Origin of the sequence: Leisingera daeponensis DSM 23529 (assembly GCF_000473145.1) — a bacterium.
GTDB lineage: Bacteria > Pseudomonadota > Alphaproteobacteria > Rhodobacterales > Rhodobacteraceae > Leisingera > Leisingera daeponensis.
The window spans coordinates 119650-142576 of sequence record NZ_KI421502.1 but is presented as its reverse complement, the minus strand read 5'-3'; the positions used below and the strand labels follow the sequence as shown (position 1 = coordinate 142576).

19 protein-coding genes are annotated in these 22927 nt (G+C 64.7%); 9 read left to right on the top strand and 10 right to left on the bottom strand.

Annotated elements, in window-relative coordinates:
* The first annotated feature begins 13 nt into the window (after positions 1-13).
* The 7 genes from DAEP_RS0120825 to DAEP_RS0120795 are packed head-to-tail and all read left to right on the top strand — an operon-like array spanning position 14 to position 9586.
* On the top strand, positions 14-313 hold the full coding sequence (locus DAEP_RS0120825) for a PAAR domain-containing protein (protein ID WP_008558462.1): 300 nt from the start codon (positions 14-16) through the stop codon (positions 311-313).
* An 8-nt stretch (positions 314-321) separates the two neighbouring features.
* Positions 322-1800 carry a type VI secretion system-associated FHA domain protein TagH gene (gene tagH, locus DAEP_RS0120820; protein WP_027246053.1) on the top strand — a complete coding sequence of 493 codons (1479 nt, stop codon included), beginning with the start codon at positions 322-324 and terminating at the stop codon, positions 1798-1800.
* 47 nt (positions 1801-1847) lie between these two features.
* Entirely contained in the window at positions 1848-3188 is a 1341-nt protein-coding gene (tssK, locus tag DAEP_RS0120815) for a type VI secretion system baseplate subunit TssK (protein ID WP_008558421.1), read from the top strand.
* 14 nt (positions 3189-3202) lie between these two features.
* Positions 3203-4627 (top strand): type VI secretion system protein TssL, long form, encoded by a 1425-nt coding sequence (gene tssL / locus DAEP_RS0120810; protein ID WP_027246052.1) that lies wholly within the window; start codon positions 3203-3205, stop codon positions 4625-4627.
* Positions 4624-8196 (top strand): type VI secretion system membrane subunit TssM, encoded by a 3573-nt coding sequence (tssM, locus tag DAEP_RS0120805; RefSeq protein WP_027246051.1) that lies wholly within the window; start codon positions 4624-4626, stop codon positions 8194-8196. Before tssL ends, tssM begins: the two co-directional genes overlap by 4 nt.
* A complete protein-coding gene (gene tagF / locus DAEP_RS0120800; RefSeq protein WP_036761532.1) occupies positions 8196-8864 on the top strand; it encodes a type VI secretion system-associated protein TagF in 669 nt (222 codons plus the stop codon). Before tssM ends, tagF begins: the two co-directional genes overlap by 1 nt.
* Positions 8864-9586: a PP2C family protein-serine/threonine phosphatase gene (locus DAEP_RS0120795; RefSeq protein ID WP_027246049.1), complete on the top strand. Its 723-nt coding sequence runs from the start codon at positions 8864-8866 to the stop codon at positions 9584-9586. The genes tagF and DAEP_RS0120795 overlap by 1 nt, the downstream gene beginning before the upstream one ends.
* A 38-nt stretch (positions 9587-9624) precedes the next feature.
* Here the strand turns inward: DAEP_RS0120795 and DAEP_RS0120790 are convergent, their stop codons facing one another.
* Together DAEP_RS0120790 and DAEP_RS0120785 are read right to left on the bottom strand one after the other, a co-directional pair.
* The gene (locus tag DAEP_RS0120790) at positions 9625-11790 is read right to left on the bottom strand and encodes a serine/threonine protein kinase (RefSeq protein ID WP_027246048.1); all 2166 of its coding nucleotides are present in this window, start codon (positions 11788-11790) and stop codon (positions 9625-9627) included.
* Positions 11791-11834: 44 nt separating this feature from the next.
* The gene (locus DAEP_RS0120785) at positions 11835-12410 is read right to left on the bottom strand and encodes an OmpA family protein (RefSeq protein ID WP_027246047.1); all 576 of its coding nucleotides are present in this window, start codon (positions 12408-12410) and stop codon (positions 11835-11837) included.
* 183 nt (positions 12411-12593) lie between these two features.
* Between DAEP_RS0120785 and DAEP_RS0120780 the strand changes: the two genes are divergently transcribed.
* On the top strand, positions 12594-13436 hold the full coding sequence (locus DAEP_RS0120780) for a M15 family metallopeptidase (protein ID WP_008558485.1): 843 nt from the start codon (positions 12594-12596) through the stop codon (positions 13434-13436).
* Positions 13437-13531: 95 nt separating this feature from the next.
* Here the strand turns inward: DAEP_RS0120780 and DAEP_RS0120775 are convergent, their stop codons facing one another.
* The 8 genes from DAEP_RS0120775 to DAEP_RS0120740 all read right to left on the bottom strand — a co-directional run bounded on the left by DAEP_RS0120775 (position 13532) and on the right by DAEP_RS0120740 (position 20067).
* On the bottom strand, positions 13532-15031 hold the full coding sequence (locus tag DAEP_RS0120775) for a caspase family protein (RefSeq protein WP_027246046.1): 1500 nt from the start codon (positions 15029-15031) through the stop codon (positions 13532-13534).
* Between the two features lie 126 nt (positions 15032-15157).
* Positions 15158-15484 carry a hypothetical protein gene (locus DAEP_RS0120770; RefSeq protein ID WP_008558481.1) on the bottom strand — a complete coding sequence of 109 codons (327 nt, stop codon included), beginning with the start codon at positions 15482-15484 and terminating at the stop codon, positions 15158-15160.
* 2 nt (positions 15485-15486) lie between these two features.
* A complete protein-coding gene (locus DAEP_RS0120765; protein ID WP_008558444.1) occupies positions 15487-15873 on the bottom strand; it encodes a response regulator in 387 nt (128 codons plus the stop codon).
* Between the two features lie 33 nt (positions 15874-15906).
* The gene (locus tag DAEP_RS0120760) at positions 15907-16770 is read right to left on the bottom strand and encodes a CheR family methyltransferase (protein WP_008558427.1); all 864 of its coding nucleotides are present in this window, start codon (positions 16768-16770) and stop codon (positions 15907-15909) included.
* Positions 16767-17249: a chemotaxis protein CheW gene (locus DAEP_RS0120755; RefSeq protein WP_008558479.1), complete on the bottom strand. Its 483-nt coding sequence runs from the start codon at positions 17247-17249 to the stop codon at positions 16767-16769. The genes DAEP_RS0120760 and DAEP_RS0120755 overlap by 4 nt, the downstream gene beginning before the upstream one ends.
* Complete coding sequence (locus DAEP_RS0120750; RefSeq protein WP_027246044.1) at positions 17239-19407, bottom strand: chemotaxis protein CheA; 2169 nt, start codon at positions 19405-19407, stop codon at positions 17239-17241. The genes DAEP_RS0120755 and DAEP_RS0120750 overlap by 11 nt, the downstream gene beginning before the upstream one ends.
* A 1-nt stretch (position 19408) precedes the next feature.
* A complete protein-coding gene (locus DAEP_RS0120745) occupies positions 19409-19783 on the bottom strand; it encodes a response regulator (RefSeq protein WP_008558405.1) in 375 nt (124 codons plus the stop codon).
* On the bottom strand, positions 19780-20067 hold the full coding sequence (locus tag DAEP_RS0120740; RefSeq protein WP_008558454.1) for an STAS domain-containing protein: 288 nt from the start codon (positions 20065-20067) through the stop codon (positions 19780-19782). Before DAEP_RS0120740 ends, DAEP_RS0120745 begins: the two co-directional genes overlap by 4 nt.
* 425 nt (positions 20068-20492) lie before the next feature.
* Between DAEP_RS0120740 and DAEP_RS0120735 the strand changes: the two genes are divergently transcribed.
* Positions 20493-22874, top strand: coding sequence for a methyl-accepting chemotaxis protein (locus DAEP_RS0120735; protein WP_027246043.1), 2382 nt, complete (start codon positions 20493-20495; stop codon positions 22872-22874).
* The last annotated feature ends 53 nt before the right edge of the window (positions 22875-22927 follow it).

Below are 22927 nucleotides of genomic sequence, written 5' to 3'. Positions count from 1 at the left end.
GAGGATGTAACCGATGGGAATGCCACAAGCCCGGGTGACGGATCTTCATGCCTGCATGCTGCCCTCCACCCCGCCGCCGCCGGTGCTGCCGGTGCCGACGCCGGTCCTGCCGCCCTGTGCGGTCACCGTTCTCGTAGGCGGCCTGCCTGCGGCGCGGGTGTCTGACATGTGCACCGCGGCGCCGCCTCACCCGATTGTCAAAGGGTCGGCAACGGTATTGATCAACAGCCTGCCTGCCGCCCGCATCTTGGATACGGCAGCGTGCGGCGGGATGATCACCATGGGGCAGGTCACCGTACTGGTGGGAGGGTAAGCCCAGGCATGGGAGTGACACTGAGATTCCAAAGTTCGGGCGCGATGCCCGGCGATGCGGCCCCTGTTCCGATGCGGGGGCCAAGCCTGACGGTCGGGCGCGGGGCAAGCTGCGACCTGGTGCTGCCCGATCCGGACCAGATGCTGTCGCGCAATCACTGCGTGATCGAGGATCACAACGGCAATGTGGTGGTGGTGGACCTCAGCTCCAACGGCACCTTTCTGAACTATTCCAAGATCCCGCTGGGCCGGACGCCGACACCGCTCAACAACGGCGATGTGCTGTGCATCGGCAATTATGAGCTGGTGGTGGAAATCCGCGACGATCTGATGGATCTCGGGGACCTGATTGCGGCGCCCGCGGCGCAGGCGCCCGTGTCGCCCGGCAACGCCGCCAATGCGCCCGATCCGCTGCACTTGTTTGAGGAAAGCGGCCCGGGCGGAGATTTCCTGGATGATTTGCTGGGCGAAGGGCCGAAAGGGCCCGCGCAGCTCAACCCGGTTGACCCGATAGACGAACTGCTGCCGCCGCTGGGCGAGGAGGAGGATCCGTTCTTCCAGAAAGCCAGCGACGGGCGCGAAGGCGAGGGGGCCAGCCTGGCCAATCACAACCCCACCGCCTCGGACGGGTTTGCCGCGCCTGCGGCGCATTCCAGCATGATCCCGGATGATTGGGACGACGAGTTCCTGTCCGGCATCGGCGGCCCGGATGAGCCGGAACCGCAGCCCGAGCCGCCGCGCGAGGTCCCGCCGCCGCCGCAGGAGGTGCCGCCTTCGCAGCCGCCGCAAGAAGCGCCGCCCCAGGAAACCCCGCCTCCGGCGCCGCCGCAGGAGGTTCCGCCTGCGCCGCCAACGGAAATTCCGCCCTCTCAGGACGGGGGCAGCCGGGCGCTGCCCTCTGCCGGAGCACAGGAGGCGATTGAAGCTTTTCTCAGCGGGGCAGGCGCCGAAATCAGCATCGGCCCGGAAGATCACATCAGCACCATGGCGCGCATGGGCCGGGTGATGCGGACGCTGGTCGCGGGCTTGCGGGAAATCCTGATGACGCGGACCTCAATCAAGTCGGAGTTCCGCATCGAGCAGACGATGATTTCGGCCGGCGGGAACAATCCGCTGAAATTCTCGATCACGCCGGAGCAGGCGATCGAGGCGATGGTCCGCCCGGCGACCAGGGGCTATCTCAGCCCGGAAACCGCCGCCGAGGAGGCGCTGAAGGACATCAAGGCGCATGAGGTGGCGATGGTCACCGGCATGGAGGCGGCGCTGAAGGGCGTTCTGAAACGCCTCGACCCCAAGGCGCTGGAAGCGCAGATCGAGGACAAGGGCGGCTTCAGCGGCCTCCTGCGCGGCAAGAAGGCGCGGTACTGGGACGTTTACGAGCAGCTTTATGCGGAGATTTCCGACCAGGCTGAGAATGATTTTCACGATCTGTTCAGCCGCGAATTCGCGCGGGCTTACAAGCAGCAGCTGGACAGGCTGAAGGAATGATTGGCGGCGCGCTCCGGCGCGTGCCTGCAAGTTAAGAGGAGAGCCCGGTGTCCTGGGACAGCAAGGTACTTTGGACGGAGGGGCTGTTTTTGCAGCCGCATCACTTCCAGCAGTCCGACCGTTACAACGAGGCGCTGGTGGCCGGTCTGGCGCGGCGGCTCAGCCCTTATGCCTGGGGTGTGAACGGGCTGGAGATTGACCACGAAGCGCTGAAGATCGGCCAGTTTGCGGTCAAGTCCTGCCAGGGGCTGACCCATGACGGCACGGTGTTCCGGGTGCCGATGGCGGATCCGCATCCGCCGGCGCTGGAGGTGCCGACCACGGTCAAGGACTGCATCGTCTACATGACCGTGCCGCAGCGGCGCCAGGGAGCGGTCGAGGTTGACCTGAGCGGCGCCGAACGCTCCGCCAGCCGTTTGCGTCCGGACACGCAGGAAGTGACCGACGTGACCTCGGCCGAGCGCAAGCCGGTGCAGCTGGACGTGGGCAAGATGCGCCTGCAGTTTGCGCTGGAGGTGGATGATCTGGCCGACCTGCTGGCAATTCCGGTGGCGCGCATCATCGAGGTGCGCGCGGACAAGGAGATCGTGCTGGACCAGGCCTTTATCCCCTCCTGCCTGGATGTGCGCGCGGCCCCTGCGCTGAACGGTTTCCTGCGGGAGCTGGAAGGGCTTCTGGCGCACCGGATGGAGGCGCTGGCAGGCCGCCTGTCCGAGGCAGGCGGCGCCCGCGGGGTGGCGGATGTGGCGGATTTCATGCTGCTGACGGTGGTGAACCGGCTGTTGCCGCAGGTGCGCCATCTGCGCAATATCGAGAACCTGCACCCTGAACGCCTGTTCACCCTGTGCGCCGGGCTGGCGGGGGAGCTGTCGGTGTTCATGTCGGCAGACAAACAGGCGCCGGAGTTTCCGCCCTATACCCATGACAACCTGGTCGCCTGCTTTGCGCCGGTGATCCGGGTGCTGCGCCAGTATCTGAGCTCGGTGCTGGAACAGACCGCGATCCCGATCAAGCTGGAAGCGCGCAAATACGGCATCTCGGTCGGCGTCATTGCCGACCGCAAGCTTTTGGGCAATGCCGGTTTTGTGCTGGCGGTCAGCGCCGACATCCCGGCCGAGGACGTGCGCAAGCATTTTGCCGGTCAGGCCAAGATCGGACCCGTCGAGGAAATCCGCCAGCTGGTGAACTCGGCGCTGCCGGGGATCACCCTGCGCCCGCTTCCGGTGGCGCCGCGGCAGATCCCCTATCATTCCGGCGTGGTCTATTTCGAGATGGATGCGGACAGCCCCTATTGGCGCAAGATGACCACTTCCGGCGGGATCGCGGTGCATGTGTCGGGCCAGTATCCGGGGCTCAAGATGGAGCTTTGGGCGATCCGTAATGCATAAGGGAAGGCGCTGAGATGGCTGATTATGACGATCCCTTTGCCGAACCGGGGGATACCGACAAGACGGTGATCAAGCCGAACCCCGGTGGGCGGCGCAGCGCCACGCCCTTGCAGCAGCCAGAGACGCCGCCGCAGACCCAGCCAGTGCCGCAGCAGTCCGCTGATCCCGATCTGGATGCCTATGGCGTGCCGCAGGCGGCAGCGCCGAGGCCGCAGGCTGCGGCGGGCGGGGCCAAGGCGCCGAAGATGGCGCTCACGGGGATGAACCAGCTGACCGCCTGCGCCTCTACCCTGTTTGCGCTGATTTCCCGGATCCGCAACCGGGCGCAGCACATGGATCCGGACGCGCTGCGCAAAAGCGTGGTGGCAGAGGTGCGCGCGTTTGAGAACCGCGCCTTGCAGGCGGGCATTGCCGCGCAGACCGTGAAGGTCGCGCGCTATGCGCTGTGCGCAACGCTGGACGATGTGGTGCTGAACACGCCCTGGGGCGGGCAGTCCTCCTGGGGGTTGCAGTCGATGGTGGCGACCTTCCACCGCGAGGTGGTGGGCGGCGACCGCTTCTATGACCTGCTGGCGCGGCTGGAGAAGGAGCCGGGCGCCAATATCGACATGCTCGAATTCCTCTATATGTGCCTGTCGCTGGGGTTTGAAGGCCGTCTGCGGGTGGAGCAGGGCGGCTCCGAGAAGCATCTGCAGATCCGCGGAGCGCTGGCCCGGATCATCCGCAACCAGCGCGGGCCTGTAGAGCGTGATCTGTCGCCGCATTGGGAAGGCATCGTCAAACCCTTCAAGGCGCTGTCGGTCTGGCGGCTGGTCTGGATCACACTGGCGGCCACCGCTGCGGTGCTGGCGCTGCAGTTCATCGGCCTCAGCTGGATGCTGTCGAACAAGACCGAGAATGTGGTGGGGCAGCTGTCGATTGTTGACGCTGGTCCCAAGGCACAGCTGGAACGGCGCGCTCCGCCGCCGCCGCCGCCGCTGACCCCGACCACCGAGGAGCAGGTCGCCAAGGTTGCGGGCTTCCTGGAGCCGGAGATTAAGGAAGGCATCGTGCAGGTCTTCCAGAAGGGCAACACGCTCATCATCCGGCTGACCGGATCGGGCATGTTCGGCTCCGGCTCTGACCAGTTGAGCAAGGCGTTCCGCAATCCGGTAAACCGGGTGGCCGAGGCGCTGAATGACGAAAAGGGCAAGATCATCGTGGCAGGGCATTCCGACAACGTGCCGATCCGTTCCTCGCGGTTCCCCTCGAACATGGCGCTGTCGCTGGCGCGGGCAAAATCGGTGATGGCGGGCATGGCCAATGTGATGACCGATCCGGACCGGCTGTCGGCGGAGGGCCGCGCCGACAAGGAACCGATTGCAGACAACAGCACCCGCGACGGGCGGGCCAAGAACCGCAGGATCGAAATCCTGCTGGTTCAGGAGGTTCAAGGATGATCCGCCGCTATATCATTCCCCTGTTCCGGTCGATCTACACCGTCCTGCTGATCCTGGCCGCGGTGCTGTCAGCCTGCGTGTGGTTCTTTGCGCCGTTCATCGGCAGCGCCGACTGGCGCCCGTTTGACGGGGTGATGGCGCGGCTGATCGCGATCGGCGTGATCTTCCTGCTGTATTTCATCATCATCGGCCTTATCTTCTGGCGCCGCCGCCGCAAGGACAAGGAAATGACCGAGGAGATGGCGGAGGCGGCGGATACCTCGGAAGATGATGTGCTGTCCGAGGAAATCGGCGAGCTGCGCGGCAAGTTCAAGGACGCGATGAAAGAGCTTCGCAAGTCCAAGGGCGGCCGCCGCCACCTGAACGATCTGCCCTGGTACATCATGATCGGCCCGCCGGGTGCGGGCAAGACCACGGCGATTGTGAATTCCGGCCTGCAGTTCCCGCTGGCCGAGAAACTGGGCAAGGCCGCGATTGGCGGCGTTGGCGGCACCCGCAACTGCGACTGGTGGTTCACCAATGACGCGGTGTTGATCGACACCGCTGGGCGCTACACCACCCAGGAAAGTGACGCGGAGGCAGACAATGCGGCCTGGCTCGGCTTCCTTGGGCTGCTGAAGAAATACCGAAAGCGGCAGCCGATCAACGGTGCTATCGTCGCGATCTCGCTGTCCGACCTCAGCTTGCAGGATGAGATCACCCAGAAAAGCCACGCCGCCGCCGTGCGCCACCGCCTGGAAGAGCTGCGCGAGAAACTGGGGGTGCGCTTTCCGGTCTATGTGCTGTTCACCAAGGCGGACCTGATTGCCGGCTTCCAGGAATTCCACGACAACTTGGGCAAGGAGGAGCGCGAACAGGTCTGGGGGTTCACCCTGCCGCTGCCCAAGGGCAAGAAGGAAGAGCCGCCGATTGCCGCGTTTGACCAGGAGTTCGGGCTGCTTCTGGGGCAGATCAATGCGCAGCTTTTGGAAAAGATGCAGACCGAGACCGACCATCAGCGCCGGGCGCTGATTGCCGGCTTCCCGTCGCAGGTGGCGTCGATGCGCGCGGTGGCACGCGACTTCCTGATGGAGGTGTTTCAGGACAGCCGCTATGCGCAGCGGCAGATGCTGCGCGGGGTCTATTTCACCTCCGGCACCCAGGAAGGCACGCCGATTGACCGGCTGATGCTGGGCATGGCGCAGACCTTCGGCATCGGGCGGCAGGCGATTGGCTCAGGCCTGGGCACCGGGCGCTCGTTCTTCCTGACACGGCTGTTTGAGGGTGTGATGTTCCCGGAGGCGGGGCTGGTGTCGGCCGACGACAAGGTCGAACGCCGCTACCGCTGGACGCGGCGGATTGCGATTGCGGCAACCGTGCTGGTGGCCATCGCAATGGGCGCGCTGTGGGTGCGGTCCTACCTCAAGAACACCGATCTGATCGCCCGGGCCGACGGCCAGGTGTCGGCCTACCAGGCCGCCGCGGCAGAGCTGCCGCCCAGCCCGGTGGGCGACACCGACCTGGTGCCGGTGGTGGCGGCGCTGAACAACCTGCGCGACACGCCGGGCAATCCGGTGCTGTCGGACCCGGAGCCCGAGCGCGCGATGACCTATGGCTTGTATCAGGGCGAGGTGATCGGCACCCAGGCGGCCCAGACCTACCGCGCGGCGCTGAACCGGCGCCTGCTGCCGCGGCTGCTGGTGCGGCTGGAGCAGCAGATCGAGGGCAACATGAACAACCCCGACACGCTGTATGAGGCGCTGAAGATCTACCTGATGCTGGGTCTGCGGGGGCCGATGAACCCCGATCTGGTCAAGGAATGGATGCGGCTGGACTGGGAAAACATTGCCTATCCCGGCATTGCCCGCACCCAGCTGCGCGCCGATCTGATGGATCACCTGACTGCGCTTCTGTCGCAGCCGATGGAGGAGATTGCCCTCAACGGCCCGCTGATCGAACAGGCGCAGAACCTCCTGTCGGAAATGCCGCTGGCGCAGCGGGTCTATAACGGCATTCTGAACGCGCAGCAGGCAACCGCCCTGCCGAAGTGGCGGATCACCGATGTTGGCGGGCCGTCGGTCAAGCGGGTGCTGGTGCGCAGTTCAGGCAAGCCGCTGAATGACGGGATCGAAGGCATCTTCACCTATGACGGTTTCCACAACGTGTTCCTGCCGGAGGCGGTCAGCGTTGCCGAACGCGTCCACCGCGAGGCCTGGGTGCTGGGTGAACAGAGCGAGGCCGCCCAGAATGAGGCGGTGCTTCTGAAGCTCAGCCGCGATGTGCTGGACCTGTATTACAACGACTACATCAGCCGCTATGACCAGATGCTGGGGGATATCGACATCATCCCGCTGGAATCGCTGTCCCATGCGGTGGAAGTCACCAATGTGCTGTCCGGGCCGACCTCTCCCATCGTCAACATCCTGACCGAAGTCAGCAACGAAACCCGGCTGAACGAGGACAAATCGGTGCTGGACGCGGGGTCCCTGGCAGCGGGCGCGCAGCAGGTCGCGGCGATTGAATCCCGGTCGAATCTGTCGATCCAGGGGCAGATCCTGCTGGAGGCGCTGGTCAATTCCGCCGCCAATGCGCCGGGAGAGGCTGCCAAACCGCCGGGGGCCTATGTGCAGGAGCGGTTCCAGTGGCTGTATGATCTGGTCAACCGGCCAGAAGGCCAGCCGTCGCAGCTGGATGATCTGATGGGGCAGCTGCAGCTAGTCTATCAGGAGCTGAACAAGATGTCCTTCTCTGGCGTTGCCACCGGCGGCGAGAGCGGCCAGGCGCTGCTGCAGTTCCAGCAAACCGCCAGCCGGATGGGCGGGCCGCTGCCCCGCTGGGCAACGCAGATCTCGGCGGGCTCATCGGGCATCACCTCCGAGGGCACCCGTGCCTCGATCAACGCACGCTGGCAATCGGCGGTGCTGCCGTTCTGCGAACAGGCGCTGGCCAACCGCTATCCGTTCAACCGCTCGGCGCGGGCCGATGTGGCAATGGCGGATTTTGCCAAGCTGTTTGCGCCGGACGGGATGATCGACAGTTTCTTCAACGAGCATCTGATGAAATACGTCGATACCCGCAGCCGGCCCTGGACCTGGAAGCGTGTCAATGACGTTGACCTGGGCATCAGCCCGGCGGTGCTGCAGCAGATGCAATATGCGGCCGAGATCAAGGAGGCGTTTTTTGCAGACGGGCCGCAGCCGGCGGTGAACTTCCAGATCACCGTCAACGCGCTGGACCCCAAGGCGAAGGAGGTGCTGCTGGAAATCGACGGCACCAAGGTGGCCTACAATCACCGCTCCGGCGCGCCGACACCGGTGGCGGTGACCTGGCCCGGCTCGGTCGGTCTGGCCCGGCTGACGCTGCTGCCGCAGAAGAAGGACAGCGAGAACGTTCTGTCGCGCGACGGTCCCTGGGCCTGGTTCCGGCTGCTGGACGCCGCCGAGGTGCGGCGCACCAATGTGTCCGACCGGCGGCGGGTGAACTTCCGGGTGGGCGGGCGGCTGGCGCTGTTTGAGCTGCAGTCCGGCTCGGTCATCAATCCCTTCGCCCTGCCGGCGATGGCAAAGTTCAGCTGCCCGAAGTCGATGTGATGGCGGGGTTCGGGGCCTTCGGTAAGATGCCGTCAGCCGGGGATTTCTTCCGGCTGAACACGCCGGGCGGATTTGTGCGGGTGTGGGACGCCTGGCTGCAGCAGATCATGCTGGACGGCAGGGCCGCGTATGGCGCGGATTTTGACGCGCATTACATGACCGCGCCAATCTGGCGGTTCACCCTGCCTGCCGGGCTGGCCGGCGCGGGGGCGGTGATGGGCGTGATGATGCCGTCGGTCGACCGCGTGGGGCGCCGGTTTCCCCTGACGCTGATGACAGGTTTGCCGGGGCAGGGGGCGGCGGTGCCGTACCATTTCGGCGAGACCGCATTATTTGAACGGCTGGAGGATGTGGCGCTGGATGCATTGGAGGACACGATGACCAAGGACCGCCTGGCGGCGGCACTCGCAGAGATACCGGCGCCGGCGGCACGGGTTGCAGGCCCCGCGGCCGCAGCAGAGATGGCGGTGGTTCTGGCCGGGGCCCAGGGCACGGAGAGGCTGACGGCCGCATTGGACGGCGCCCGGCTTGCGGATTGCAGCCTCTGGACGGCGGTTCTGGACGGGGTGCCGCGAACGCTGGCCTGCAGCGGTCTGCCGCAAGGCTCTGCGGCGCTGGGTCTGTTTGACCTTGGCGCGCCGGTCTGGGCGGGGGCCGAGGTCCTATGATGAACCCGATGCGCAAATACCGCTATACTGCGCAGACCCATGTGGGGCGGAAGCGCAAAATCAACGAAGATGCCGTTCTGGCGCTGCCGGAGCATGACATCTGGCTGGTGGCCGATGGCATGGGCGGACACCAAGCCGGCGATTTCGCCAGCCGCCTGATTGCCGACGCGGTTGCAACGATCCCGCAGGGGCTGGATCCGGCAGCGCGGATGCATGCGCTGCGCGACGCGATCCAGACCGCGCACCAGGCCATCCGGGCCGAAGCCGCCGCCCGCGGCGGCGGCACCATCGGCTCCACCGTTGCCGCGCTGATCATGGCGAACCAGCATTTCGTCGGCCTCTGGGCCGGGGACAGCCGGATCTACCGGCTGCGCAATGGCCGGATCGAGATGCTGACCGAAGACCATTCGGCGGTGGCGGAGTTTGTTCTGGCGGGCAAGATGACCTGGGATGAGGCCGACCAGCATCCGCAATCCAACGCGATCACCCGCGCTGTCGGGGTCGGCGAGGAGCTGGAAATCGACAAGGTGCGCGGCGGCACGGTGCCCGGCGACCGTTTCCTGATCTGCTCTGACGGGCTGACCAAATACGCGACCTTTGCGATCCTCGCGGATGTTCTCGGCAGCACGCCGCTGGAAACGGTTGGCGACCGGCTGATCCAGATCGCGCTGGACGGCGGCGGCGCGGATAACATCACCGCCGTGGTGATAGATGTCCTGTAGCCAAGCCGCTTCTCCCCTACAGAAGCCCGCCTGCCCGGTCAGGGTTTGGCGGTGACAAGAACCCGGCTGTCCAGCGACCGGATGCGGCTGGAATCGGCCTCGTAACTGGCCTGCAGCGCTTCGGCAAAGCCGACGGCGCTTTCCGAGGTCGGGCGCATCCCGTCAAACAGCGGTTCCGACGAATGCAGCACCAGCACCTTGCTTTTGCCCAAGGTGCTGTCATCCACATTAAAGGCGATACCGCCGCCGGATGCGGATTCCTCCAGGCTGTAGGCCACCCGCACCGGCACGTCGCCCGCAGCCCCGTCGCGCAGGCTGGCCACCGCATTGTCCGGGCGCGCGATGTTGGGCAGCAGGTGGAACACGTTGCCGGAGACATCAAGGACCGAAACGGTCAGGTAGCCGTCGGTCACATCGCCCGGCAGCACCACGTCGATCACCGGATTTTCCCCGACAAAGAAGCGGCCGGAGGGGTTGGGCTCCACCGTCGTGCCGCCCACCGCGAATTCCACTTCGGCACCGCCGGAGGGGGCTTTCGGCAGGTGCTGCTCCACCACGCACAGGGAGTCGTTCAGCACCTCGACATCCAGCACCACCTGGCGTTCATGGGCCAGCGCGCGCAGCGCGTCGAACAGTTCCAGCCGGGTGGCGGTGCTGGCGACGCGGCCGCTGATCAGGATCGGATCGGCCGGCGCATAACCGTCGTAGTGGCCGTTCCCGTCGCGCACCAGCGGGCCGCAGTCGGCAAAGGCCTCCATCACCGCCTTGACCTCCGCCACCGGCAGCATCGGCAGTTCGAACCGGATTTCCGCCTTGCCTTCCAGCGCCCCGGGCAGGCCGTCGCGGAAACGTTCGTTCAGCATTTCGGCAACGTTGGTGTCGCTGGTCGTGCCGGTCAGGCGGGCCTTGTTGTTGCTGACCACCAGCCGCCACTCGCGCAGGCCGTCAAGCGGCTTGACCGTGTCCAGCACATCGGCGCCCCAGGTCTCGGCGATTTCGCCGGAGGCCAGAGTCAGATCCGCGTCCTCCGCCAGCGCCAGCAGGGCGTCGCGGGTGGCTTCCGAGGGCACGTTGCCAACGATCTGCACCGGCCCGTCCGCCGGTTTTTCCGCAATCAGCGAATAGGGGCGGACAACCGGATAAGACGGGCCCATGAAGCTGTCGAGCATACCCGAGAAATAGGCCCCTGCGCCGCCGCCGCCGAGCAGCAGCAGAACCGCCAGCGCTGCCCACAGGCCGCCGCGGCCGCCCTTTTCCCCTTGCGCGGTTTCACGCGCCGGGACCGGCGGGGGAGGCGGCGCCGGCTGGCGGGTTTGCGGCACGATGATTGTGGCATCTTCGGCCGCGGGTCCGTCCAGCACATCGGCCAGGCTGCCGCCATCGGGATTATCAAGAAACGCCAGCACCTCGCCCGCGCTTTGGAACCGGTCATCCGGGTCCGGTGCGCACATCCGGCTGATCAGCGTCCTCAGCGGTTCTGGAACACCGCTGGTATCCAGCGGTTTCTGCTTGTTCTCAACCACCTCCATCGGGTTGGCGCCCAGCTTGGGCGCGGCGCCGCGGAAGTTGGCCAGCAGCAGCGCCCCCAGCGAATAGATGTCCGAGCGCGCATCGGTCTGCCCGCTCATCTGCTCCGGCGCGGCATAGGAATACTTGCCCGCAAATTCGTTGCCGACAATGGTCTGGGCGCCCGGGTTGGTGTCCTTGGCAATGCCAAAGTCGATGATTACGGCTTCTGCCGGGTCGCCGCCCCGCAGGATGATGTTGTCCGGGCTAAGGTCGCGGTGGACGATATTGCGGGCATGCGCCGCCTGCAGCCCTTCCGCCACACGGCGGCAGATCACCAGCAGATCCCCGGCCGCCATCGGCCCCTGTTTCAGCCGCTTGTCGAGGCCGGGGCCGTCGATGTAATCCATCAGCAGGTAGATATGCCCGTCCGGCGTGCGGTGGTTTTCCGAATAGCGCACCACCGCGGCATGGCGGATTTCGCGGATATTCTCCTCGCGCGCCATCAGGACGGTAAAGTCCTCATTGGCGGCAAGCTCCTGCTTCAGCACCTTCAGGGCCACCAGGTTGCCAGAGATTTCCGAGCGCGCCTTGTAGACGTCCGAGGTGCCGCCGCGCCCCAGCAGTCCTTCGATCCGGTAGGTATTGTTCAGCAGATCACCCGGCTGGAACAGGTCGCCAGGGCGCGATTCAAGCATGTAGTTCTCCCTGGCCTGCAGTCCGCCGCGCGCCCAAGCCGGGCTTAGCCCAGGGCCTGGAATTCGACGCGGCGGTTTTCATCGGCACGCGGGTTGTCCTGGTTGAAAGGTGCGGTTTCGCCCATGCCGATCGCCTTCAGCATATCCTCGGGCACGCCGCAGGAGCTGATCAGGTGGCGGCGCACTTCCTGCGCGCGCAGCAGTGACAGCCGCTCGTTATAGGCGGCAGAGCCGGAGCTGTCGGTATGGCCGATGATCTGGAACACGGTGCCGCCCATCAATTTCATCGACTCGCACATATTGGCCAGCTTCGGCGCCTGATCCGCCCGCAGCGCGGCGCTGTCGAAGTCAAAGGAGATCTGGACATTGATCTGGGTCTGCTGATCAACCGGATTGTATTCCTCGGCCGCGGCCGCCACGGTTGCGGTTTCCTGCGCGGTGTCCTGGCTCTGGTCCGTGCTGCTGGGCACGATCACCAGGCCGCGGGTCTTCTGCTTTTTGAAGGCTTCGGTGATTTCCTCAACCGACAGTTCGCTACCGTTCGACTGCGCCTGCGCCAGCGGTGCGAACATAAGGCCGGTGCCCAGAACGCTTGCGAAAATTCCTTTAAGGGGGATCATGCTCAGCGCCCTTTCCTACCGTTACAACATCGCTGGCAGCTTATACCAGCACCTGCTGCCTGCCAATGGCGGGCAAAGGCCAGCGGCGGAAAAAAACATGGCGTTTCCGGCAAGTTGTAATCAGGGGGTTTACTTGCTGCGCACTGAAAGATTGAAATGGGCGCAGGTGAACCGGGAGGGTATATGCGGGTTCTGCCAGCCGTCATAATCGCCATTGGCCTGGTGCTCGCTCCGGCTGTCTGGTTCGGGCTCAGCTGGCTGCTCAGCGAAGAAGATTACCAGGGCGCTGGCGGGGTGGATTCCACCGCGCGGATCGAGATCGAGATGCTGCGCCAGCAGGTCGAGGATCTGCAGGCCAGGATGACCGACCTGCAAAACGAGCTTGCCAGCCTGCCTGCGGGAGGGGCAGGCACCGGGACCCCTTTCACCGATGACGCGGCCGGCGAGGCCGCGATCTGGAACCAGACCGGCGGCGCGGATCTCGATTATGCGCAGGTGGTGCTGATCGCCGACCGGCTGAACGTGAACCGCGGGCTGACGGTGACGGGCGGCAGCTATCTGACGGAAAGGCTGGGCCGCCCGCGGGAGGATCTGAACGACACCTGCCAGCCGATGACCAACCCGGGCCTCAAGGAGAAGCTGGTGACAGAGCAGGTCGGGCCGATCCGGGTCAGCATGCTGCGCCCGGCCATCGAAAGCCTGAAGGTGGTGTTCGAGAACATCCGCCAGGCGGACCCCGACCTTTATGCCCGGATCAACACGGCCGGGGCGCTGTGCGTGCGCCGGATCCGCGGCACGCTCAGCGCGCTTTCCACCCACAGCTATGGCTTGGCCGTCGATCTGAACATCGACGGCAAGCTGGACAATTTCACCGATGGCAAGACCCAGCTGGGGCTGACCATCATGGCGGATTTCTTTTACGATCAGGGCTGGGTCTGGGGCGCGGGCTTCCGCCGCGAGGACAGCATGCATTTCGAAATCAGCCGCCGCCAGCTGGATCAATGGCTGGCCGAAGGGCAGCTGTAAGGGCGCGCTTCTCTGCCCAAGGGCCGGTCCAGGAAAAAGACGCGCGCAAGGCCGAACCCTCCGCGAAGCGGATGCATCCGCGGGACCCCGGGCGCCTACCCCTCCAGCCCGTAGGCCTGGCGGATCCCCCTTTGGGTGCTTGGCCCGAAATCGCCGTCGATCGCGCCCGCGTAGAAATTGTTGTCTTTCAGTTTCCGCTGCAGCGCGCGCCGGGTCTCCTCGGTGAACATCTTGGGGCGTTCGCTCAGCAGGTTGAGCACGTCCGAACTGCCGCTGCGCAGCGCCGCATACAGGTAATGGGCTGAATCTTCGGGGCCTTTTGACGGGATCAACCCGTCATCAATCAGCGCGGCGAAATTGAACTGGGCCTGCGGATGGCGCAGGTCCGCAGCGCGCTCAAAGAACGTCAGCGCCTTTTTCGGGTTGGCGCGCAGGCCAAGCCCGCCCTGGTAATGCAAAAAGCCAAGATCGTTGATCGCATCGGCAAAATCCTGGGCCGCCGCCGCCTGATACAGCTCCAATGCCCTGGCCGGATCGGCGTCGACGCCGGTGCCGCGCTCATAAAGTTTGGCCAGCTCGAACTGCGCTTCGGGGGAGTCCGCGTCCGCAGCCCGCTGCAGGAAATCCACGGCCGCCTTGGGATCGAACCGGCCCTCATTAGGGTTCAGCCGGATATAGGCCAGCCCCAGCATCGACCGGGTATCGCCAAGGTCGGCCAGCGCCAGCAGCTGCTCTTCCTGGTCGGGTTTCAGCGCGGCCCAGGCGGCAGAGGCATCGGCTACGGAGACCGGGGCGTCATTTGCGCCCGGGCCGGCCAGATAGAACGGCACGCCGGTCAGCGAGCCATAGGTGTGGGGTTCCTGCAGGTTGCCGGTGGTCTCCAGAACCCGGTCGCGCACCTGGCGGAACATCAGGCTGATCTCCAGCCCCGGCTGCACCATCTTTTCCATCAGCGCCGTAGCATAAGGCGAGTTGCTGCCGCTGCCGTCCAGCGCCACCTGGCCGTCCTTGGCGGCAAAGGCCACCAGCGTGCCGCGGTCCGGATCGGCCGGCGCCATGCCGCCGCCGCCACGGGTGGCGGCAGCGGTTTCAGCGGCCTGGGTGCCGCCTTGCTCAAAGGCAATCGAGTCGCCCAGCGGGTTGTCGCGGCAGCTGTCGAGGATCACGATGCGCATCTTGCGGGCCCGGTCCACGGCCGCCAGCAGCTGTTTCAGCGACAGCGACTGGCGCTGAACATCCCGGTTGCCGGCCACCTTGGCGTCTGCCGGGATCAGGAAATTCTCGCCCTGAACCTCGATCCCGTGGCCCGCAAAATAGACCAGCGCCAGATCGGCAACTTCGGAGCGGAAGGCGAAATCCTGCAGCAGCTGCTCCATCTCAGCGGTGCCGGGATCCAGCGCCAGGCTGACGTCAAAGCCGATGCCTTCCAGCGTGTCCGCCATCGCGGCGGCATCGTTGCGGGTGTTTTCCAGCGGCGGCAGGTACTGGTAGTCAGCCACGCCGATGACCAGGGCGATGCGGTCGCTTGCAGCCTGCGCCCCTGCCGCCATCAGCAGGCAGGCGGTGAAAATCAACGGTTTGAAAAGCAAAGACATACGGACACCCGGGCTGGCGGTTTCAGCTAGGTCCAATGTAGTCCGCGGCGGCCGCAATGAAAAAGGAAATTCGCGGCCGCGGGACTGCAGTGCAGCCCCGCCCGGGACGGGGCGGGGCCAGGGCGTTCAGGTGTTTGCCAGGCTGCTGGCAGAGCGCAGCCGGTCGCGCAGTTTTTCGAGAGTGACCCCTGCCGCTGCGGCCGGCAGATCGGCAGGGCCGGACTCGTCAACCTGCGCCTGCACGCGCTTGTAGAAACCGGAGAGCCCGGCCAGGGTCTGGATCACCAGATCAAAGTCCTGCAGAGAGCGCAGTTCCTGGCTGGTCGGGGGCGTGCCCCGTTCCAGCACGTCGAGCACGACGTCTTCCAGCGCCTGCATCTGACCGCGCAGCTGCTCCATTTCCCACGCCGAGGCGGCGCAAAGTTCGCTCAGGGCTTTGCCGGGACGCTCCATGGTTAAAGCCGCCCGACGACCTGTTCGATGGCCTGCTTCATCGTGGCGACCGTGAACGGCTTGCGGACAATGTTGTTCAGGCCGATCTGCTTGCCGACCTGGATCATTTCCGGCGTCGGCTTGCCGGTGACGAGAATGAACCCGACCCGCTGAGTGACCTGGTGGCTGCGCAGGGCCTTCAGCAGCCCCAAACCGTCCATGCCCGGCATGTTGTAGTCGGACAGCACCATGTGAACCGGTGTCTGGATCAGTTTCTGGTAGGCGCCCTGGCCGGAGTTTTCGACCATGTAGTTCTTGATGCCGATCTCATCCAGGCTTTGTGTGATGATCCCCCGGCTGGTTGACATGTCGTCAACGACCATAACGCGGAGAGAGTCTTTCAAGCTCATTTTTCTTTCCTTCTGCTCTGCTTGCAGCCGTGGTCAGGAAGTCCTGCCAGCGGGTGAGTTGACATAGGTTGTGATCCCGGCCGTCTTCAGGTGCTGCGATGCCGGGCCGGACATGCGCTCGGAGTGCCCGATGAAGAGATAGCCGCCCGGGTTCAAGGCGTTCTGGAAGGCCTGCCACACCTTCTGCTGGGTCGGGTTGTCGAAATAGATTGCCACGTTGCGGCAAAAGATGGCGTCGAACTTGCCGCGGAACGGGAATGGCTCGATCAGGTTCAGCACCCCGAAGGTGATCAGCTTGCGCAGACTGTCCGGCAGCCGCCCCTCGGCGTCCCGGGCCGGCACCAGCTTGCGGTATTTCGCGTCAATCTGGGCCAGTTCGTCCTCGGGATATTTTGCCGCCTTGGCGTGGCGCACCACAACCGGGTCGATATCGGTGCCCAGGATCTTGAAATCCAGCTTGGCCGCGTCCGGGCACAGGTCCAGAACGGTCATGGCAATCGAAAAGGGTTCCTGCCCGTTGGAACAGCCCGCCGACCACAGCCGCACCCGCCCGCCGCGCCGCGCCTGTTCGATCAGCGGCGGCAGCACATCGTTGCGCAGGGTTTCGAAATGGTGCGGCTCCCGGAAGAAATGGGTCACGTTGGTGGTCAGCAGCGACAGCAGGCCGCTGCGCTCCTGTTCGGCGTTGGGGCCGTCCAGGCAAGCCAGGTATTCCTTGAAGCTGGTGAAATTGCGCTGGCGCAGCTTGCGCGCCAGCCGCGAGGACACCAGCGGCTTCTTGCTTGCCGCCAGGGCCAGGCCGAAGTGCTTGTGCGCAAACTGCGCAATGGCTCCGAATTCCTGGTCCGAGAGCGTAAAGCTTTCAGTGGCGTTAGTGATGGACCCTTCTGCGCTCACGGCATCACCTGCTCCGGAGCTGAGATCACCGCATCCAGATTGATGATGCGCACCATGGTGTCATCATGCGAGATGATGCCCTGGATGTATTCCATCGTATTGCGGCTGTCGACCGGCGGGGTGTCCTGGATGTCATCCGGGTTGATCGAGATGATTTCCGAGACCGATTCCGCCAGCAGCCCGACCGGTTTGCCATGGACCGAGACCACGATGACGACATTGCGCTCGCTTGCTTCGGTCTGATGCAGGCCGAAACGGGCCGACAGGTCATAGATCGGGATCACCGCGCCGCGCAGGTTCATCACCCCCAGCACATCGGCCGGCGCATGCGGCAGGATGGTCACCGGCGACCAGCGCCGGATCTCGCGGATCTGGGTGATCTTCAGGCAAAAGGCCTGGCCTGCCACGGTGAAGCTGACGAACTCGCTGTGTTCAGCGTGCTTCACTTCCTGATCGGTTTGCTTCACTTCAGCTTGCATTGCTCAATCTCCGCTCGGTGTCAAAGGCGGCTGCCGTGGGCGAAGCCGCAATGATGCTTTCTGGGTCCAGGATCATGGCAATCTTGCCATCGCCCAGGATGGTTGCAGCGGCGACGCCGGGAATTTCCCCGCAGACGCCATCAAGGCTTTTGATCACCACCTGGCGCTGGTCGTGGATGTCATCCACCGCCAAGGCGCAGCGCTGGCCGGTTTCGGTCTCCACCAGCAGGTAGACGCCGGCCTGCCGGTCGCTTTCGCGATAAAGACCCAGCGCGCCCGCAACATCGCAGATCGGCACGAAGTTGCCGCGGATCGACAGCAGGGTGCCGTCGGCGCCGAGGCTGTTGATCATGTCGTCGCTGCCGCGCATGGTTTCGACGATCGATGTGATCGGCACCACCATGGTCTGATCGGCAACCGACACCACCATTCCGTCCATCACCGCCAGTGTCAGCGGAAGAATGATGGTGAATGTGGACCCTTTGCCGGGGGCGGAGGAGATGTTGATGCGCCCGCCGAGGCCGGTCACCGCATTCTTCACCACGTCCATGCCAACCCCGCGCCCGGAGAGGTTGGAGATCTCCTTGGCCGTTGAAAACCCCGGTGCGAACAGCAGGTTGTCAATTTCGCCATCGGTCAGCTCGGCGTTTTCCGGGATCAGCCCCTTCTCGATCGCGATCTGTTTGACCCGCGGACGGTTCACACCGGCGCCGTCGTCCCTGATCTCGATGCAGACGCTGCCGGAGCGGTGCGAGGCGGACAGCCGGATTTCGCCGGTGGTCTGCTTGCCGGCCGCGGCCCGGTCCTCGGGCTTTTCCACGCCATGGTCGACCGCGTTGCGCAGAATGTGCGTCAGCGGGTCGGACAGCCGTTCGATGACCGTCTTGTCGACTTCGGTATTCTCGCCCTCGGTGACCAGTTTGCAGGTCTTGCCGGTGGCAGCCGACGCTTCGCGCACGATGCGGGCCATGCGCTGGAACAGCGGCTTGACCGGCTGCGCGCGGATGGCCATCACCCCTTCCTGGATGTCGCGGGCCAGATTCTTGAAGCCTTCCAGCTCCGTCTCGACGTCCCGCGTGTCGGAGACGTTGAGATTGGCGATCTGCTGCGCCAGCATAGAATGGTTGATGATAAGCTCCCCGACAGCGTTGATCAGCCGGTCCACCCGCTCGAGCTCGACGCGGAGCGTTGGCTTGGGACCGCCGCGCTGCTCCTGGTTGCCGCTCTCGGCTTTCGGGGCCGATGCCTTTTCTTCGGCAACTGCCGGTTTGGCTTCGGGTTCAGGTGCGGGGACCGGCGGTTCAAAAGGGGCGGCAGCGGCCTCGCCGTCTGCGCTGCCGGCGGCGGGCGGGACGGGCGGGGCTGCGAACATCGCATCCAGTGCCGCCAAGGCGTTTGCCTCCGCTTCGGCATCGCCATCCCCTGCAATCGACAGCTCGCACAAGCCCTCGACGAACTCAAAGACCGCCTCGACCACCGACCGCGGCTCCTTGGTCACCAGGACCAGATCCCACGCCAGGTAGCTTTCGTCCATGTCCATGGCGTCGAACCCGGGCAGCTCGTTCTCGTCGAGCGCCACGGTCAGCCCGCCCATGTCCCTGAGCGCCTGGAACAGGAAGAACGGCTCGTTGCCGGTGCCGTACATTTCCTTCAGCGGCTGGAAGCGGATCCGGTAGGTTTCCTCCTGCGGTGCTGCCGGAGCGCCGCCCAGACCGCCAAGGTCCATCATCGGCGCCGGGCCGCCAAGGCCCATCGGCTCGAAGGTGAGGTCCTCCTCCTCATCGGGAGTGTATTCGTCCAGCGCCGCCAGCAGGGTGTCGTGATGCGCCTCGTCGATCTGGCCGCCGTCGCGGGCCGCCTCGACCAGCGCCGACAGATGGTCGCTGGAGCGCAGCAGCAGCTGAACCAGCTTTCCGTCCAGTTCCAGCCGGTTGGAGCGCACTTCGTCAAACACGGTCTCGAACCGGTGGGCAAAGGCCACCAGGTCATCCAGGCCAAAGGCACCGGCGCCGCCCTTGATAGAGTGAACGGCGCGGAAGATCGCATTGACAACCTCAGGGTTGTGATCGCCTCCTTCGATGGCGGTCAGCCCCTCATCCGTCGCTTCGAGGAGCTCTTCGCACTCCTCAAAGAAGGTATCCTGAATCGAGCCCGACATCTTAGGCCGCGGCTCCGGTCACGCGCTTGAGCGCGAAGATCAGCGAGGCATCGTCGAACGGCTTGGTGATCCAGCCGGTGGCGCCGGCGCCGCGGGCGCGGGCCTTCAGCTCAGGCGCGCTCTCGGTGGTCAGCACCAGGATCGGCACCTTGGAGTTGATGCCTTCGCCGCGCAGCTCCTCGATCACGCCGAAGCCGTCGAGGTTGGGCATGTTGATGTCGGTGATCACGACGTCGGGATCGATTTCCGGATACATGTCCACGCCTTCGCGGCCATCAACCGCACAGTGGTATTCAAACCCGGCCTCTTCCAGGGTTGCGGCCAGAAGATTCCGGATCGTGCGGGAATCGTCGATTGCCAGAACTTTGGTCTTCATGCTGTTTCCTCGTCTTCAAAACGGTTGGGCTCCAGCCCCAGAAGGGTCAGGGACTTGCGGCAGGATTCGGTGATGTTGGTGACTGAGAAGCCTACCCCCTCGGACCGCCACTGCTGTTCTGCTCCAAGCAGAATCTGCAGGCAGCGCGAAGGCATCAGAGCAACGCTGCTGCAGTCGATTTCGACCGCCCGGGAGCGGGCCCCTTGCAGGAAGGCGATCAGAGGATCCAGCTCCGCGAAGGCGTTCGGCAGATCCAGAATGTGCTTTTGCGTTTCCGTGGTCATTTTCGGCGATTCGCACCCCCGTTGTCGGCGATCAGTTCGAGTTCGATGGAGCAATTGATAGGTGCGGGGCCTTAACATTTGATTGCCGCCGCGTGCGCCCAGAAAGGGATTCATAAGGAGAGGGCCCGCGATTCAGCGTGGAAATTCCCGTCAATTTTTATCAGTGGCCGGCCGGGGCCGGAGAATCACCTGGCCGCTGCGTCCGGGCGCTTCTGGCTGTGTGCAGCGCAAGGCGCACAGCCGGCGGCTGCATGTTTACCCGGCCTTTACGGAGTGACGCTGATGCGCTGCGGAATCGGGGCCTTTTTTGCTGTTGACCGGCGCCACGCTTCCCCTCCGTAAGCCGCAAATTAACGTATCCGCGCCATCCTGAGCGGCATCATCATATGCGGTGGCCTAGACCGCGATGCTCTTAGGAGGACGGAATGAAAGCGCTTAAATCGCTCAAGCTGGCACATAAATTGCCACTGTTTGTTGTTGGGTTCGGTATGCTTGTGACGGCGATTCTCGTCACTATCAGCACGGTCAGTTTCCAGCGCAGCGCAGAACTCAATGCCCAGGATCAGCTCAGCTCCATGGTGGCCGACCGCAAGCTGTCGGTTCAGACCCTGCTGGACGGGATTCATGCGGATGTGCAGACGCTGGCCTCGGTGCCGTCGTCGGCAACCGCCATCGAATGGCTGACGATGACCTGGAACGACCTGGAGGGGAACCCCGGCCAGGTGCTGCGCCAGGCCTATATCGATGCTAACCCCCATCCGGCTGGAGAGAGGCACCTGCTGGCGCGGGCGGAGGGCGAGTCGCCCTACCACATGCACCACGAAAGCTTCCACCCGGCTTACAAGATGCTGATCGACAGCAAGGGCTATTATGATGCCTTTCTGATCAACCTGGCGGGCGACATTGTGTATTCGGTGTTCAAGGAAAACGATTTCGGCACCAACATGATGTCCGGGCCGTTCAAGGATTCCGGGCTTGGCAAAGTCTACCGTGAAGCGCTTGAGGGCAGCCGCGGCGAGGTGTTCTTTGCCGATATGGAGCCCTACGCGCCGAGTGCCGGCGCAGCAGCAGCCTTTGCCGCCGCACCAGTTGTGAATGATGCCAACCTCACGGTCGGCGTGCTGGCGGTGCAGATCCCCGTGGACATGCTGGGGGCCATCATCAACAACGAACAGGGCATGGGCGAGACCACCCAGATCTATCTGGTGGGGTCCGACATGCAGGCCCGGACCAAATCGCGTTTTGAAAACGGGTTTGACGTTCTGACACCGCTGCCGCCGACCAAGCAGGTGGTGGAGGCCTTTGACGGCAAATCGCATGTGCAGAAGGGTGTTCCCGGCCTCGACGGGCATTCCGTGCTGGCCTATTCGGAACCGCTGCCGCTGGAATTTGCGGACTGGGCGATCATCGCCGAACAGGACTGGGCCGAGCTGATGGCCCCTGCGGTCGAAAAGCGCAACATGCTGCTGATGGCCTCGCTGATCTGCGCCGGCGGCATGTCGCTCTTCGGCTGGCTGTTTGCCCGCTCCATTACCAAGCCGATCGACCGGATCTGCGCGGACATGGAGGCTGTCTCCGCCGGTAACCTCGACACAGAGATTGCGGCGGCGGGCCGTTCTGATGAAATCGGCAAGATCGGCAAAACACTGGTCTCGATGCAGGACGACTTGAAGCTGGCCCGCGCGGCAGAAGAAGAGCGCGCGGAGATGCAGCGCCAGCAGCAGGAAGTGGTCGAAAGCCTGAGCACCGGCCTGATGCAGCTTGCCGATGGCGATTTCTCGCATGAGATCAGCGGCCCGTTCCCGCAGGAATACGAACAGCTGCGGAGGAACTTCAACAGCACGGTCACCAATCTGAGCGGCACCGTGCAGCAGGTGATCGAAGCTTCGGGCAGTATCCGCAACGGCGCCGCCGAAATCAGCCAGGCTTCCGATGACCTTTCGCACCGCACCGAAAGCCAGGCAGCAACCCTGGAAGAAACCGCGGCGGCGCTGGATGAGCTGACCGCGTCGGTGAAATCCGCCGCCGAAGGCGCCCGCAGCGTCGAGGCAACCATGGCAGAGGCCCGGACCGAAGCGGAGAACAACCGCGAAGTGGTGCAAAGCGCGGTGTCGGCCATGACCGAGATCGAGCAGAGCTCCAACCACATCAGCCAGATCATCTCTGTGATCGACGACATCGCCTTCCAGACCAACCTTCTGGCCCTGAACGCGGGCGTCGAGGCGGCGCGGGCGGGCGAGGCCGGCAAGGGCTTTGCCGTGGTCGCGAGCGAAGTGCGGGCGCTGGCGCAGCGCTCCTCTGACGCGGCGATGGAGATCAAGACCCTGATCAGCGACAGCTCCAAACAAGTGGAGCGCGGGGTGGATCTGGTCGGCAAGGCCGGCGAGGCGCTGCAAAGCATCGTCGAACGGGTCACCCATATCTCGCAGCTGGTTTCCGGCATCGCCGAGGGCGCGGCCGAACAGTCGACCGGCCTCAACGAGATCAACACCGGCGTCACCCAGCTGGACCAGGTGACCCAGCAGAACGCGGCCATGGTGGAAGAGGCCACCGCGGCCGGCCACATGCTGAACACCGACGCGACCAAACTGGCCGAGCTGGTCGCCCATTTCCGGGTCGCAGGCGTCAGCCCTGCAGCCCGTCCTGCCCCCGCAGCGGCCCCGGCTGCTGCGGCCAAGGCGGCCGCCAAGCCTGCGCCCTCGGCGCATGGCGATGATGACTGGGAGATCGAGGCAAGCGCTGCGCCAGTGGCGGCCTCTGCGGCGGCCAGCGGCAATGCCGCCCGCGATCTCTGGCAGGACTTCTAAGCGACTCACCGGAGGCGCCGCTGCCCGGGCAGCGGCGCCTTCAGGCCATGGCA